Here is a 13,446-nt window from a genome sequence, read left to right as displayed (position 1 = left end):
CATGGTGCGCGCGGCGGAGACAAAATTCCTCGCCGCCGCCCGCAGGCGCGGCGCCCGCGCCGTGCTGCTCGACATTCCGCTGCTGTTCGAAACCGGCGGCGAGGCGCGGGTCGATCTCGCACTCACCGTCTCCGCGCCGCGCGCGGTGCAGATCGCGCGGGTGCTGCGCCGCGGCCTGCCCCACGCCGAGATCGAGCGGATCATCGCCCTGCAAATGCCGGATGCCGAAAAACGCCGCCGCGCCGATGCGGTGATCGCCACCGGCCTGTCCCGCCACCACACGGTGCGGCGCGTCCGCCAGCTCATGGCGACGCATGTGTTTCGCCCCGCGCCGCCAGCCCGCCGCCCCAGGCGGTTCCGCCAGCCGTTCAGCCGGCGGCGGCGATGACCTCGCGCAGCTGCGGATAGATCTCGTTCGCCCAGCGCGAGCCCGAGAACACGCCGTAATGGCCGACGCCGAGCTGGAGATGGTTGCGCTTCTGCGCTGGTTTCAGCCCGGTGCAGAGATCGAGCGCCGCGACCGACTGGCCGGGCGGGCAGATATCGTCCCGCTCGCCCTCGACGGTGAAGACCGATGTCTTGCGGATCGCCGCCGGGCGCACCGTCTGGCCGCGCCAGCTCAGCTGGCCGCGCGGCAGATCGTGCCGCTGGAACACGCGCTCGACGGTTTCGAGATAGAATTCCGCCGTCAGGTCCATCACCGACTGGTATTCGTCGTAGAACTTGCGATGCGCCGCCTCGCTCGCGTCATCCTCGGTGACGATGGCGCGGAACTGGCGCAGATGCGCGCCGATATGCCGGTCGAGATTCATCGACACGAAGGAGGCGAGCTGCACGAAACCGGGATAGACCGCCCGCCCCGCCCCGGCGAAGCGGCGCGGCACGGTGGTGATCAGGTTGCTGCGGAACCAGGCGATGTCACGGGTCTTGGCGAGGTCGTTGACCTTCGAGGGGTTGCGCCTGGTATCGATCGGCCCGCCCATCAGCGTCATGCTGCGGGGCGCCGCCGGATCGCCGGCCTCGGCCATCAGCGCGGTCGCGGCGAACACCGCCACCGCCGGCTGGCACACGGCGACGACATGCGCCCCCGGCCCGATTTCGCGCAGGAAGTCCATGATATGCGCCACATATTCATCGAAGCCGAAGCGCCCCGCGCTCACCGGAATGTCGCGCGCGTTCTTCCAGTCGGTGATGAAGACGTCGTGATCCTGCAGCATGACCTCGACGGTGTTGCGCAGCAGGGTCGCGAAATGGCCCGAAAGCGGCGCCGCGATCAGCACGCGCGGGCCGGGTGAGGCAGTCTCCTTGCGGAAATGCAGCAGGTCGCCGAAGGGCGTTCCGCTCACCACCGTCTCGGTCACGGGAATGTCCCGCCCGCCGGCGCGCACGCTGGCGATGCCGAACTCCGGCCGGCTGTGGGAAATGCCGCTATTGCCGAAAATCTCCAGTGCGGCGCGCGTCGCAACCGGCAGGGTCGGGATTCCCGCCGGCGGCGTCAGCAGGTCGATCAGCGGCGCCATCGCGCGCGCCGCCATCCGGAACGGGGCCAGAAGATCGTCCTGCGTCTGGTAAAGGTCATACATCATGGGCGCAAACCGCCTTTCTCGTCACGCCAGTCTGGCGCCGAAAAGTTCAAGGTTCCGTAAACGGATCCGGGACTGCGGACGCAGCTCACCCCGCCATTCGGCATAAATCTGCCCTGCATCCGCCGGAGTCCCCCTGCCGCTCCCGGGCCGATTCGCGTGGCACCGGCATTGTGTTACATTCCTTTTACAATATGGGTGAAGTCTCGCCAAAAAGAAAGCGCTGTCATGCGCGGCCGCGCAGACGGTGCAGCGCCCGCCGCAGCGGGAAGAGGGCCCGCCACATCGTGCTGCGCTCGATCGTCTCGGCATGCCGCCGCGCCGCCGCCGCGGCACCACTCGCCTCGGCCAGCCGCCCCTCCAGCGCGGCCATTTCCCGGCGAAGCCGGCCGATTTCGCGGTTCAGCGCCACCCTGTCCAGCCGTTCGAGCGTCGAATCCCGCCCGCCCGGCCCCACCCTCACCTTTGCCGGGTCGGCAACGCGGGCATGCGCGGCCCGGGCCGAAGCGGCATCCACGCTCGCCGGAAGAAGCGGGGCGAGCGCGCGGTAGAGATAGTCCGCGTCCTCGACGAGGCGCGGGAACGAAACCATCACCACCTTCACCTCCGCCGCGACGAGCCGCTCCAGCAGATGGTGGAAGCCGAGGGCGAGCACCCGCGCCTGGTCGAGCGGATGCAGCGAATAGACGATCCCGCCCGGCGTCCGCCCGCGATGCGCCCAGGGCCGTTCCATCACCGCCGGCCAGTCGGGCTCGGCCGCCATGTCGCGCAATTCGAGAATGGTCCGGCTCGCCGCCACGTCCATCAGGTCGCGCATCGGCACGATCACGCCATCCAGCACGATGCCCGGATCGGCCAGCAACTGGTCGATGAATTCGGACACCCAGGGCGATTTCACGACATAGGGCATGTCCGCATCCAGCGCGGGCAGCGGCAGGTTTTCCGCGCCGGCATTGGCCTCCTCGTCCCAGGCCGCATGCTCGCCGAAGCGGGAGAAATGCGTCTCCATCCCCAGCGCGTCGAACCAGCGGACGAGGAAGGACGTGCCGCTCCGCCCGGTCCCGGTGATCAGCAGATGATGCTTCGGCGAGTTCGTTGCGATCATGCGCATGATCGTGCCGGGACGGGCGCGCCGGATCAAGCCGCGCCGCGCGGCGATGGCGGCAATGCCGTGCTCCCTGTCGCCAGAACGGCGGATGTGCGGTAGATGCCACCATCATGGCCTATAGCGTGAAGGAAATCTTCCCCACCCTGCAGGGCGAGGGGCGCAATGCCGGCCGCGCCGCGGTGTTCTGCCGCTTCGCCGGCTGCAACCTGTGGTCCGGCCGGGAGGAGGACCGCGCCAGTGCGACCTGCCGCTTCTGCGACACCGATTTCGTCGGCACCGACGGACCGGGCGGCGGCCGCTTCGCCGATGCCGCAGGCCTTGCCCGCGCCATCCAGGCCGCCTGGCCCGCCGCCTGCACCCGCGATGCCCTCGTCGTCTTCACCGGCGGCGAACCGCTGCTCCAGCTCGATGCGCCGCTGATCGAAGCGGTGCATGACGCCGGCTTCGAAATCGCGGTCGAGACCAACGGCACGATCGAACCGCCGCCGGGCATCGACTGGCTCTGCGTCAGCCCCAAGGAAGGGGCCGAGCTGGTGGTGCGCCAGGGGTCGGAGCTCAAACTGGTCTATCCCCAGAAGGAGGCGACACCCGAGCGCTTCGCCGGGCTCGATTTCGCGCATTTCCTGCTCCAGCCGATGGACGGGCCGGATCGCGCGGCCAACACGCGCGCCGCCATCGAATACTGCCTCGCCCATCCGCAATGGCGCCTGTCGACGCAGACCCACAAATATCTCGGCATCCCCTGACCATGCACGAAATCACCAAGGAATTCCGCTTCGAGGCGGCCCACACGCTGCAACGCCAGATCGCCGCCGAGGCGAGCCGCCGCATCCACGGCCATTCCTACCGCACCACCGTCACCCTGCGCGGCGCGCCGGATGCGAGCGGCATGCTGATGGATTTCGGCAGGCTCGGCCAGCACCTCGCCGCGATCCGCGAGGCGCTCGACCACCGCTTCCTCGACGAGGTGGAGGGCCTCGGCCCGGCAACGCTGGAAAACCTCGCCCGCTTCATCTGGACGCGGCTCGCGCCATCCTGCCCGGGCCTCGCCCGCGTCGCCGTCTTCCGCGATTCCGAAGGCGAATCCTGCGCCTACAGCGAATAGGGACACAGGCTTGAGCCGGCTGCACCGCTACGCCACCACCCTGCGCTGGACCGGCAACCGCGGCACCGGCACCAGCGCCTACGCCGCCTATGGCCGCGACCACGAGGTGGAAGCCGACGGCCGGCCGGACCTCGCGCTGACATCCGATCCCGCCTTCCGCGGCGATCCCGCGCGCTGGAACCCCGAACTGCTGCTGCTCGCCTCGCTCTCCTCCTGCCACCAGCTCTGGTATCTGCATCTCTGCGCCGAGGCCGGGATCGCCGTGCTGGCCTACGAGGATCGCGCCGAGGCGGTGATGGAGGAGGAAGCCTCCGGCGCCGGCCGGTTCGTCGAGGCCATCCTGCGCCCCGTCGTCACCATCGCGCCAGGCAACGACGCCGCCCGCGCCGCCGCCCTGCACCGCGATGCCGGAGCAAAATGCTTCATCGCCCGGTCGATGAACTTCCCGGTCCGCCACGAACCCGAGATCCGCACCGCATGACCGAAACCAACGCCTATGGCCAGATCGTCGGCGCGCCCGTCCCCGGCTGGACGCCGCGCCCGCTTCCCGACGCCGCCGGTTTCGAGGGGCGCTATTGCCGGCTGGAACGGCTCGACCCCGCACGCCACGGCGCCGGCCTCATCGGCGGATTCCGCGCCGCACCGGACGACCGGGACTGGACCTGGTGGCGCACCGCCCGCCCGGCGGACGAACCCGCCTTCCGCGACTATGTGGATTCCATGGCCACCGCCCCCGGCCGCGTCGCCTATGCCATCATCGAGGCGGCAAGCGGCCAGCCCGCCGGCCACGCCGCCTTCATGAACATCGCCGCGGCCAACGGCGCGCTGGAGATCGGCTCGATCAACTTCACGCCGCTGCTCCGGCGCCACCGCGCCGGCACCGAGGCACTGTTCCTGATGCTCCGCCACGCCTTCGACGACCTTGGCTACCGGCGGGTCGAATGGCAGTGCAACAGCCTGAACCTGCCCTCCCGCGCCGCCGCCCTGCGTCTCGGCTTCACCTTCGAGGGCATCTTCCGCCAGAACGCCGTCACCCAGGGCCGCAACCGCGACACCGCCTGGTTCTCCATCCTCGATTCCGAATGGCCCGACCGGCGCGCCGCCCTCGATGCGTGGCTCGCGCCGGACAACTTCGACGATGCCGGCCGCCAGCGCCGCAAGCTCTCCGCCTTTCGGACATGAAACTACGCTAACCGATTGATTTCGATCATGGACAGTCCTCCGGAACCAGTCCAGACTGCCTCCCGCTTCCGATTGTCGGACGCCTGATCCACAGGGAGGATTTCAGCATGTCACGAATTGCACTCGTCACCGGCGGCACGCGCGGTATCGGCGCCGCCATCAGCGTCGCGCTGAAGGCGGCCGGCCGCACCGTCGTCGCCACCTATGCCGGCAACCAGACCGCGGCCGAGAATTTCACGGCCGTCCACGGCATCGAGACGGTGAAATTCGACGTCGGCGATTTCGAGCAGACCATCGAGGCGATCGGCCGCGTCACCAGCCGCCTCGGCCCGATCGAGATTCTCGTCAACAATGCCGGCATCACCCGCGACGCCACCCTCGCCCGCATGACCCGCGACATGTGGGATGCGGTGATCGACACCAATCTCGGCTCCTGCTTCAATCTCTGCAAGGCGACCTTCGACGGGATGAAGGAGCGCAAGTTCGGCCGCATCGTGAACATCGGCTCGATCAACGGCCAGGCCGGCCAGTACGGCCAGGTGAACTACGCCGCCGCGAAATCCGGCATCCACGGCTTCACCAAGGCGCTGGCGCAGGAAGGTGCCCGCTTCGGCATCACCGTCAACGCCATCGCCCCCGGCTATGTGGATACCGACATGGTGCGCGCCGTGCCGCCGGAAGTGCTGGAAAAGATCATCGCGAAAATCCCGGTCGGCCGCCTCGGCCATGCCGAGGACATCGCCCGCGGCGTGGTCTTCCTCACCGCCGACGAGGCCGATTTCATCACCGGCTCGACCCTGTCGATCAACGGCGGCCAGCACATGTACTGACGCTCTGCTCCGGCCCCGGTTTTTCCTCCGGGGCCGGATCTGAATGCGGTCCTATCGTCCGGGACGGAACTATTTCTTCCGGTCGAGGAAGCGGGAAATCCCCTCCCGCGCCGCCGCGTCCTGCATGTTGCAGGCCATCGCCTCGCCCGCCACCTCATAGGCCTCGGCGATGCCGAGCTCGATCTGCCGGTAGAACTGCGCCTTGCCGATGGCGAGGGCGGCGCGCGGCTTGGCGAGAATCTGCTCCACCAGCCGAGCGACCGCGTCGTCCAGCTCGGCCTCCGGCACCGCCTCGTTGATCAGGAAGCGCCGCGCCGCCTCGGCGGCATCGATCATCCCGCCGGTGAACAGCATCTCCAGCGCGGCCTTGCGCGGCACCGCGCGGGCGAGGGCGACGCTCGGCGTCGAGCAGAACAGGCCGAGATTGATGCCCGAAACCGCGAAGCGCGCGCTCGCCGCCGCCACCGCGAGGTCGCAGCTCGCGACGAGCTGGCAACCCGCCGCCGTCGCCACCCCCTGCACCCGCGCGATCACCGGCACCGGCAGCCGCTGCAAGCCGAGCATCACCCGGGTGCAGCGGGCGAAGAGGTCGCGATGCGCGTCCGCCTCCTCGCGCGCGATCATCTCCCGCAAATCGTGCCCGGCGCAGAAGGCGCGGCCATTCGCCGCCAGCACCACCACCCGCGCGCCCGCATCCGCCGCGATCTCGCCGATCGCCGCATCGAGCGCGGCGAGCAGCTCGTCGGAAAGCGCGTTGAAGCTCGCCGGCCGGTTGAGCGTGAGCGTGACCACGCCCCGCGAATCCCGCCCGATCAGCAACGGCGCGGCCAGCGTGCCGGAACCATGCGTATCCATCTCTGCTCCTTGTCCGTGAATTCAGGTCGCCGCCGCCTGCGCCACCTTCTCGGCCAGCCGCGGCGGCGCTTCCGACAGATGCTCGAAACTGTGGACGAAACTGCCGAGCCCCGCGGTCTGCGACCGCAGCTCGACCGCCAGCCCGTGCAGTTCCGCCGCCGGCAGCAGCGCCTCGGTATCGTCCCAGCCAGGCCAGCCCGCGCGCTCGGCATAGCCCAGGATCTGGCCGCGCCGGCCGGTCAGCAGCCGCTGCACCCCGGCGGTGAAACCGTTCGGCGCGCTCACCGTGATCCGGTGGATCGGCTCCAGCAGCACCGGTTCGGCCTTCGCCAGGCCTTCCGCCATGCCCGCCCGCGTCGCCGAGCGGAACGCCATGTCGGAACTGTCCACCGCGTGGAACCCGCCATCGACCAGCGTCACCGCGATATCCACCACCGGATAGCCGAACGGCCCGCGGCGGGTCGCTTCCTCGGCGGCGTCGGCCACCGCCGCGATATACTGTTTCGGCACCGCACCGCCGACGATGCGGTCGTTGAAGGCGAACCCCTCGCCGCGCCCGCGCGGCTCGATTTCCAGTTTCACATCGGCGAACTGGCCATGCCCGCCGGTCTGCCGCTTCAGCCGCGCGTGCTCGCGCACCGGCCGGCGGATCGTCTCGCGGAAGGGCACGCGCGGCCGCGCCGTCCGCACCGCGACGCCGGAGAGCCGCTCCAGCCGCTCCACCGCGCTGCCGACGTGAATTTCACCAAGCCCGGCGAGGCGCGTTTCGCCGGTTTCACCATCGCGCGTGAGCCGCAGCGCCGGGTCTTCCTCCAGCAGCTTTTCCAGCCCGCCGGCGAGCTTCACGTCGTCCTTCCGCTCCGCCGCGGCGATCGCGACCTCATGCAGCGGCGGCGGCGGCGCGGGGAACGCCATTGCCGGCGCCGCCTCGCCCAGCGTGCCGCCGGTCGCCACCCCTTCGAGCCGGCCGAGTGCCACGACGTCGCCGGCCCCGGCCTCGGCCACGCGCTGCAATTCACCCTCGGCGAAGCGCATCATCCCGCCGATCCGCACGCCGCCATAGCTCGCCCCGTCGCGCAGCGCCCCGCGCCAGACCCGGGCGAAGGACAGCTTGCCCGCCGCCCCGCGCCAGCTCGTGCGGAACACCTGCGCCAAGGCCGGCCCTTCGGGTGCGATTCCATGCCGCGCCGCCGTCGCGCCCACATCCGGCGCGTCATGCCGCAACGCCTTCCACAGCCGCAGCACGCCATGCGCATGCTCGGCCGCGCCGAACATGACCCCCGCCAGGCTGCGCGCCTCCATGTCCTTGCGGAAATGGCTGTAAAGCTCGGCGGGCGTGGGTGTCGCACCTTCGATCACCTGTTCGAGCAGTTCGTCATCCCGGTCCGCGAGGCTGTCGATCAGCGCGTCATGCGCCGCCTGCTCGGTCTCGGCCACGGCCGCCGGCAGCCCGATCCGCTCGGACGCCGCATCCGGCCGGTAGCGGAACGCCCGTTCCGAGAGCAGGTCGACATAGCCGATGACCCGTTCGCCCTCGCTTATGGGCATCTGCCGCGGCACGAGCTGCACCGCGGTTTCCGCCTGCATCGCCGCCACCAGCGCCTCGGCCGGCGCGCTCAGCGCATCCACCTTGTTGACGAAGACGAGGAAAGGCACGCCGGAGTCCTCCAGCATGCGGAACACCGGCCGCAGCGCGATCGCCCGCGACGGGTCGGGTTCGGCCACCACGACGGCGAGATCCGCCACTGCGAGCGCCGCCGCCGCCTCGTGCACGAACTCCACCGATCCGGGACAATCCAGCAACGCCCATCGCTCGCCGAGGAAATCGCAATGGGCCGGCCGCATCTCGTGGGAGGAACTTCGCTCGCGCCCGCCGCGCCTTGCCTCGCCACCGCCGGCCATCTCGACCAGCGCGGCGCTCAGCGTGCTCTTGCCGCTTCCCTGCGGACCAACCAGGGCGACGGCGCGCGGCCCGTGCGGGGCCGCTCCGTGGGCGGGGTCTTCCATGTCCTTGTCCTCCCGGCGCCGCCCACTATTCGCCCTTTTCGCCGGAATTCAAACCGGAATTTTTCTCCTCGCCATAGATATGCTCATAGAGTGCCGGATAATTCCGCTTCAGTCTGTTGGCCGCGTAACCGATCTGTTTCGAATCGGCCGGCTGGCGCAATTCCGCGTCGGTCGCCAGTTCCCACTCGCCGGGGCGCGACCGCGGATCGAGCCACCGCCATCTCGAAAACCCGCGCAGCCAGCGGAACAGCACGGCGACCATCGCCGCCATGACGATCATCTGCACGATCAGCCCGATGCGCGCGAACGGGCTCGGCGTGGCGAGCGCGATCGCCAGGGACGCCAGGAACGTCGCGCCATAGGCCGCATACGTCCCGAGCCGCAGCCAGCGGAACAGCGCCAGCATCCGCACCTTGCCCCGCCCCATCCCGCCCATCACGATGCGCATGGCCGCCACCGCGACAATGGCGAACGGCCAGACCACGTAGAGCATGAACGGCCCGACGAACCCGGCGCCCCAGATCAGCTGCGCGAGGAAGATCAGTATCAGCGCGGGCATGAAGCCCAGCACGGTCACGCCGGTCACCGCCATCGGCATCAGCGCCGCCACCGGCGGCGGCCGCGGCCGGTCGCCCGGAGCCCCGCCGCTCATCGCACCGCCTGTCGCGAACGGCGACCGCTCCGATGCGACGCGATCACGTTCATTGAAAACAGGTCGTGCGGTTCGGCCACGCCAAACAGGCTCCGCATTGCCGCTTGGGATCGGGCCATCAGGGGAGGAGCGGCGTCATGCTTGCCGAAATCCCTGGCAAACGGATTGTTCGCACTCCAGACAGTCATCGAAACCCCGGCGGCGGCAAGGTCGCGCGGTCCGCTTTCTTTTCGCGCGTTCCATTGCCACCGCCACCAGGTGTCAATCTCATCTTGAAGTTCGTGTGCCTTGAGCTGAAGCGACTGCAAGTGTTGAGCCGCCTTCTGCGCTGCTTCGCGGGTAGTCTGCGCATGGCTCGCGCGCTCGCTCACCCGTGCCGCCGACTTCATCCGGGCCGCATCATCGGCAACAGGCGTCGCAACATGTCCCGGTTTATTGAGATACGCATTCAGCTTGGCGTCGCGCGCCTTGGCGGCTTCGAGGGCGTTCTGTGCCGCGTGTGCGGAAGCGTCGGCTTCCGCCGACGTCGCGCGTACCGCCGCGAGTTTCCCCTCCGCCGCCGGCAGGAGCGCCTCCGAGCGCATGGCCTGAAAGGCCTCACGGCCTGGATCCAGCAGGGCGACAAGCGGTGCGAAGCCTTCCGTCCGGCGATAAATCGAGGATTGTTCGTACTCGTCGACCATGGCCTCGTCTCCGCTCAGATAGAGGCCGAGATCGATCGAGTCCGCGACCAGCAACGCAAGCGAGGCCGCGGTCGACGCCGCGGCACTGGTGAAGACCGGTACGGTCACCGTATCGGCTGCGATGCCCACGAATGTTCCGGTGGCGCCAATCGTGGCCATTCCAGCGGCGATGACCGTCGCCCCCGACGCCACCACGCCCATTATGTCGATCCCTACCGCTACAGTCGCCGCAATCGCAGGATGATCGGCGACAAGGTTGTGCAGCGAGCGATAGATTTCCTGCTCGGCCGCCATTTCCGCCTGGGCTTGCGCGATTTGTGCTCGCCCGTACGCAGCCATGCCCTTGTCGAACGAATTGCCGATTTCACTGAAAAATCGCCCGATCGTCGATTCAATTTTCTCGAACCGAGAACGCGGCGGCGGTGGTGGTGGCGGCTTTACGGCCCCATGCCAAGTCAGCACGAGGCTCAAACCGTCGCCCGCGTCATCGTATGTCGGCTCGCGAACGCAGACTGCCAGCCCCGCCGGGTCCCGCCAGACTATGCCCATCCGACCGGAATAGCGGGGAAATGCGAGGGCGAGAAACGATTCGACATGCATCCGCACCCCAGCCGCGCTCTGGTACGGCCCGAACCGGATTGCGCGCGCAGCCCCCGCATTGCCCAATCGTGTCGACGACATCCCGCGCTCACCTCCGGCTATAGGCACAATCAAATCATGCCGGAGACGGGCGCACAATGGCGTAACGACCGCGCCGAGCGGCTGCAATCAGTAACCGAGCGCGCATCCGTCCTTGCGCGGGTCGGACCCGCCGATCAGCACGCCGCGCCCGCGATCGATCCAGATCGCCTGGCCGCCGCCATGCGGCCGCGCATCCGGCCGGTCGTCGCGCACCACCTTGTGGCCGCGCGCGACCAGGCCTTCGAGGGTCGCCGCCGGCACCGACCGCTCGACCTCGACCTGCCCGCCGAAGGGGAAGACGCGGGCGAGATCGAGCGCCTCCTGCACGTCGAGCCCGTACTGGCGCATGTTGGTCACCAGCCAGGACTGGCCCATCGGCTGGTAATGCCCGCCCATCACGCCGAACGGCATCACCGCCTCGCCGCCCTGGGTCGCCATGCCGGGGATGATCGTGTGCATCGGCCGCTTGCCCGGGGCGATGCAGTTCGGATGGCCGCGCTGGATGCGGAAGCCCATGCCGCGATTGTGCAGCACCACGCCGGTATCCCCGGCGAGAATGCCCGAACCGAAGCTCTCGTAGGTCGAGTTGATGAACGAACAGGCATTGCCGTCCTCGTCCACCACGCAGAGATAGACGGTGTCGCGATGCAGCGGCAGCGCCGTCTCGCCGGCGCGCGGCAGGTCCACCATCGCCCGGTCGTCGCGGATCAGCGCCCGCAGCCCGCCGAGATAGTCATCGCTCAGCAGATGCGCGACCGGCACCTCCGCCTGGTCCGGGTCGGCCAGCAGCGCGTCGCGATCGCGATAGACGAGGCGCGCCGCCTCGATGTGCCGGTGCAGCCGGATCGGCCCCATCGGCCCGTCCGGCGCCGGGCCGAACCCTTCGAGAATGCCGAGCAGCATCAGCGCCAGCAGGCCCGAGCCGTTCGGCGGGCATTCCCAGATCGTCAGCCCGTCGAAATCGCGCCTGATCGGGGTGACGAATTTCGCCGCGGTGCGGCCGGCGGCGAAATCCGCCTCGGCATGCACGCCGCCGCGCGCCCGCAGTTCGGCCACGATCGTGGCGGCAATCGGCCCCTCGTAGAACGCCTTCGCCCCGTCCTTGGCGATCGCCCGCAGCGTGCGGGCAAGCTCGGGCTGGCGGAACATCGTGCCTGCGACCGGCGCGGCGCCGCCCGGCAGCAGCGCGGCGGCGCCGCTGCGGCGCAACTTGCCCTCGGAAATCTTCCAGTCGAAGGCGACGCGCGGATGCACCGGATGCCCCTCCTCGGCATAGCGGATCGCCGGCGCCAGCGCCGCATCGAGCCCGCGCCGCCCATGCGCCGCGAGCAGCGTCTCCCAGGCGGAGACGGCGCCCGGCACGGTGACGGCATGGGCCGAGATGTTGTCGAACTGGGCGATTCCCTGGGACTCGAAATAGTCGACCGTCGCGCCGGCGGGGGCGCGGCCGGAGCCGTTCAGCGCGATCACCTCGGGGCTGCCGGCCTTCTTGTAGAGGCAGAAGCAGTCGCCGCCGATGCCGGTCGATTGCGGCTCGATCACGCCGAGCACCGCCGCCGCCGTCACCGCCGCATCGAGCGCGTTGCCGCCCGCCCGCAAGGCGTCGAGCGCGGCGAGGGTCGCCGCCGGCATCGAGGTCGCCGCCATCGCCCGCCCCGCGTAAACCGCGCTGCGGCCCGGAAAATCGAAATCGCGCATTCTCTGGACACTCCTGTAACGATCTGCCGAATCAAATCGCACTCCGCCGCCGGATTGACAATGCGCCCGCGCTGGCCAATGCAGCCTCATGGCCGAGAACCCGCCCCCGACGATCACCTATGACGATTTCGCCCGTGTGGACATCCGCGTCGGCACCATCGTCGATGCCAAGCCTTTCCCCGAGGCCCGCAAGCCCGCCATCCGCCTGTGGATCGATTTCGGCGGCGCGCTCGGCGTCAAGCGCTCCTCGGCGCAGATCACCGTGCATTACGCGCCGGACCGGCTGATCGGCCGGCAGGTCTGCGCCGTGGTCAATTTCCCGCCCCGCCAGATCGGCCCCTTCATGTCCGAGGTGCTCACCCTCGGCATGCCGGACGAAAACGGCGAGGTCGTGCTGATCCGCCCCGATTTCACCGTGCCCGACGGAGGACGCCTGTTCTGATGGCCACGCATTACTACACCGTCTCGTGGGACCAGCTTCACCGCGACTCCAAGGCGCTGGCCTGGCGGCTCAACGCGCTGGCGCCGTTCGATGGCATCGTCGCGATCACCCGCGGCGGGCTCATCCCGGCCGCCATCGTCGCCCGCGAGCTGGAATGCCGCCTGATCGAGACCGTCAGCATCGTCACCTATGACGAGGAGCGGATCGGCAAGCCCACCATCACCAAGCCGCCCACCGCCGCAGGCGACGGCGCGGGCTTCCTGATCATCGACGATCTGGTCGATACCGGCACCACCGCGCGCGAGGTGCGCCAGCTTCTCCCCCGCGCCCATTTCGCCACCGTCTACGCCAAGCCGGCCGGCAAGGCGCTGGTCGACACCTTCATCACCGAGGTCTCGCAGGACACCTGGATCCTGTTCCCCTGGGACACCGAGCCGCAATTCGTCGCCCCCATCGCCCGCGCCGGCACGCCGCCGCGCGGGGCCTAGTGTCCCGCCCCTGAAATTCGTGGATGAATTTCAGGGACAAGCAGGCCGCTGAACGATTGTTTTTCACTGTCCACTTTGAATCTGGTGGATCGGGCCGATGATGAATCGGCCCGGCTCTCCGTCCATCGCCTG

At 69.2% G+C, this 13,446-nt stretch carries 15 protein-coding genes; 8 read left to right on the top strand and 7 right to left on the bottom strand.

Annotated elements, in window-relative coordinates:
• Positions 1 to 388: dephospho-CoA kinase (locus APM_RS08220; protein ID WP_007422901.1), on the top strand; the 388-nt coding region annotated here is incomplete at its 5' end.
• On the opposite strand, the gene APM_RS08215 is transcribed toward APM_RS08220, so the two are convergent.
• Together APM_RS08215 and APM_RS08210 are read right to left on the bottom strand one after the other, a co-directional pair.
• The gene (locus APM_RS08215; RefSeq protein WP_007422900.1) at positions 369 to 1,586 is read right to left on the bottom strand and encodes a polyhydroxyalkanoate depolymerase; all 1,218 of its coding nucleotides are present in this window, start codon (positions 1,584 to 1,586) and stop codon (positions 369 to 371) included. The genes APM_RS08220 and APM_RS08215 overlap by 20 nt on opposite strands.
• Before the next feature lie 223 nt (positions 1,587 to 1,809).
• The gene (locus APM_RS08210; RefSeq protein ID WP_240314309.1) at positions 1,810 to 2,688 is read right to left on the bottom strand and encodes a hypothetical protein; all 879 of its coding nucleotides are present in this window, start codon (positions 2,686 to 2,688) and stop codon (positions 1,810 to 1,812) included.
• A 113-nt stretch (positions 2,689 to 2,801) separates the two neighbouring features.
• Between APM_RS08210 and queE the strand changes: the two genes are divergently transcribed.
• The 5 genes from queE to phbB all read left to right on the top strand — a co-directional run bounded on the left by queE (position 2,802) and on the right by phbB (position 5,808).
• Positions 2,802 to 3,437: a 7-carboxy-7-deazaguanine synthase gene (gene queE, locus APM_RS08205; RefSeq protein WP_007422898.1), complete on the top strand. Its 636-nt coding sequence runs from the start codon at positions 2,802 to 2,804 to the stop codon at positions 3,435 to 3,437.
• Between the two features lie 2 nt (positions 3,438 to 3,439).
• The gene (locus tag APM_RS08200) at positions 3,440 to 3,796 is read left to right on the top strand and encodes a 6-carboxytetrahydropterin synthase (protein WP_007422897.1); all 357 of its coding nucleotides are present in this window, start codon (positions 3,440 to 3,442) and stop codon (positions 3,794 to 3,796) included.
• A gap of 10 nt (positions 3,797 to 3,806) precedes the next feature.
• Positions 3,807 to 4,277 (top strand): OsmC family protein, encoded by a 471-nt coding sequence (locus APM_RS08195; RefSeq protein ID WP_007422896.1) that lies wholly within the window; start codon positions 3,807 to 3,809, stop codon positions 4,275 to 4,277.
• Positions 4,274 to 4,978 (top strand): GNAT family N-acetyltransferase, encoded by a 705-nt coding sequence (locus tag APM_RS08190; RefSeq protein ID WP_007422895.1) that lies wholly within the window; start codon positions 4,274 to 4,276, stop codon positions 4,976 to 4,978. The genes APM_RS08195 and APM_RS08190 overlap by 4 nt, the downstream gene beginning before the upstream one ends.
• Before the next feature lie 107 nt (positions 4,979 to 5,085).
• Positions 5,086 to 5,808 (top strand): acetoacetyl-CoA reductase, encoded by a 723-nt coding sequence (gene phbB, locus APM_RS08185; protein ID WP_007422894.1) that lies wholly within the window; start codon positions 5,086 to 5,088, stop codon positions 5,806 to 5,808.
• 69 nt (positions 5,809 to 5,877) lie between these two features.
• On the opposite strand, the gene APM_RS08180 is transcribed toward phbB, so the two are convergent.
• The 5 genes from APM_RS08180 to APM_RS08160 form a co-directional block, all read right to left on the bottom strand.
• Entirely contained in the window at positions 5,878 to 6,663 is a 786-nt protein-coding gene (locus APM_RS08180) for an enoyl-CoA hydratase (protein WP_007422893.1), read from the bottom strand.
• A 21-nt stretch (positions 6,664 to 6,684) separates the two neighbouring features.
• Positions 6,685 to 8,670, bottom strand: a complete 1,986-nt coding sequence (locus APM_RS08175) for an elongation factor G (RefSeq protein WP_007422892.1) — start codon at positions 8,668 to 8,670, stop codon at positions 6,685 to 6,687.
• 25 nt (positions 8,671 to 8,695) lie between these two features.
• On the bottom strand, positions 8,696 to 9,322 hold the full coding sequence (locus tag APM_RS08170) for a hypothetical protein (protein ID WP_007422891.1): 627 nt from the start codon (positions 9,320 to 9,322) through the stop codon (positions 8,696 to 8,698).
• On the bottom strand, positions 9,319 to 10,605 hold the full coding sequence (locus tag APM_RS08165) for a hypothetical protein (protein ID WP_007422890.1): 1,287 nt from the start codon (positions 10,603 to 10,605) through the stop codon (positions 9,319 to 9,321). The genes APM_RS08170 and APM_RS08165 overlap by 4 nt, the downstream gene beginning before the upstream one ends.
• Positions 10,606 to 10,773: 168 nt before the next feature.
• The gene (locus APM_RS08160) at positions 10,774 to 12,384 is read right to left on the bottom strand and encodes a gamma-glutamyltransferase family protein (RefSeq protein ID WP_007422889.1); all 1,611 of its coding nucleotides are present in this window, start codon (positions 12,382 to 12,384) and stop codon (positions 10,774 to 10,776) included.
• 88 nt (positions 12,385 to 12,472) lie between these two features.
• Here APM_RS08160 and APM_RS08155 point away from each other — a divergent pair, with 88 nt between their 5' ends.
• On the top strand, positions 12,473 to 12,826 hold the full coding sequence (locus APM_RS08155) for a tRNA-binding protein (RefSeq protein ID WP_007422888.1): 354 nt from the start codon (positions 12,473 to 12,475) through the stop codon (positions 12,824 to 12,826).
• Positions 12,826 to 13,314 carry a xanthine phosphoribosyltransferase gene (gpt, locus tag APM_RS08150; protein ID WP_007422887.1) on the top strand — a complete coding sequence of 163 codons (489 nt, stop codon included), beginning with the start codon at positions 12,826 to 12,828 and terminating at the stop codon, positions 13,312 to 13,314. The genes APM_RS08155 and gpt overlap by 1 nt, the downstream gene beginning before the upstream one ends.
• The last annotated feature ends 132 nt before the right edge of the window (positions 13,315 to 13,446 follow it).

This window comes from Acidiphilium sp. PM, from assembly GCF_000219295.1.
GTDB lineage: Bacteria > Pseudomonadota > Alphaproteobacteria > Acetobacterales > Acetobacteraceae > Acidiphilium > Acidiphilium multivorum.
The sequence above is the reverse complement of the archived record's forward strand: the minus strand, read 5'-3'. Positions and strand labels throughout refer to the sequence as shown.

Coding starts and splice junctions, on each gene's coding strand:
- APM_RS08190 (WP_007422895.1), top strand. CDS start 4,274: ATGACCGAAACCAACGCCTATGGCCAGATCGTCGGCGCGCCCGTCCCC.
- APM_RS08210 (WP_240314309.1), bottom strand. CDS start 2,688: ATGATCGCAACGAACTCGCCGAAGCATCATCTGCTGATCACCGGGACC.
- APM_RS08200 (WP_007422897.1), top strand. CDS start 3,440: ATGCACGAAATCACCAAGGAATTCCGCTTCGAGGCGGCCCACACGCTG.
- APM_RS08160 (WP_007422889.1), bottom strand. CDS start 12,384: ATGCGCGATTTCGATTTTCCGGGCCGCAGCGCGGTTTACGCGGGGCGG.
- phbB (WP_007422894.1), top strand. CDS start 5,086: ATGTCACGAATTGCACTCGTCACCGGCGGCACGCGCGGTATCGGCGCC.
- APM_RS08165 (WP_007422890.1), bottom strand. CDS start 10,605: ATGCATGTCGAATCGTTTCTCGCCCTCGCATTTCCCCGCTATTCCGGT.
- APM_RS08180 (WP_007422893.1), bottom strand. CDS start 6,663: ATGGATACGCATGGTTCCGGCACGCTGGCCGCGCCGTTGCTGATCGGG.
- gpt (WP_007422887.1), top strand. CDS start 12,826: ATGGCCACGCATTACTACACCGTCTCGTGGGACCAGCTTCACCGCGAC.
- APM_RS08175 (WP_007422892.1), bottom strand. CDS start 8,670: ATGGAAGACCCCGCCCACGGAGCGGCCCCGCACGGGCCGCGCGCCGTC.
- queE (WP_007422898.1), top strand. CDS start 2,802: ATGGCCTATAGCGTGAAGGAAATCTTCCCCACCCTGCAGGGCGAGGGG.
- APM_RS08155 (WP_007422888.1), top strand. CDS start 12,473: ATGGCCGAGAACCCGCCCCCGACGATCACCTATGACGATTTCGCCCGT.
- APM_RS08215 (WP_007422900.1), bottom strand. CDS start 1,586: ATGATGTATGACCTTTACCAGACGCAGGACGATCTTCTGGCCCCGTTC.
- APM_RS08170 (WP_007422891.1), bottom strand. CDS start 9,322: ATGAGCGGCGGGGCTCCGGGCGACCGGCCGCGGCCGCCGCCGGTGGCG.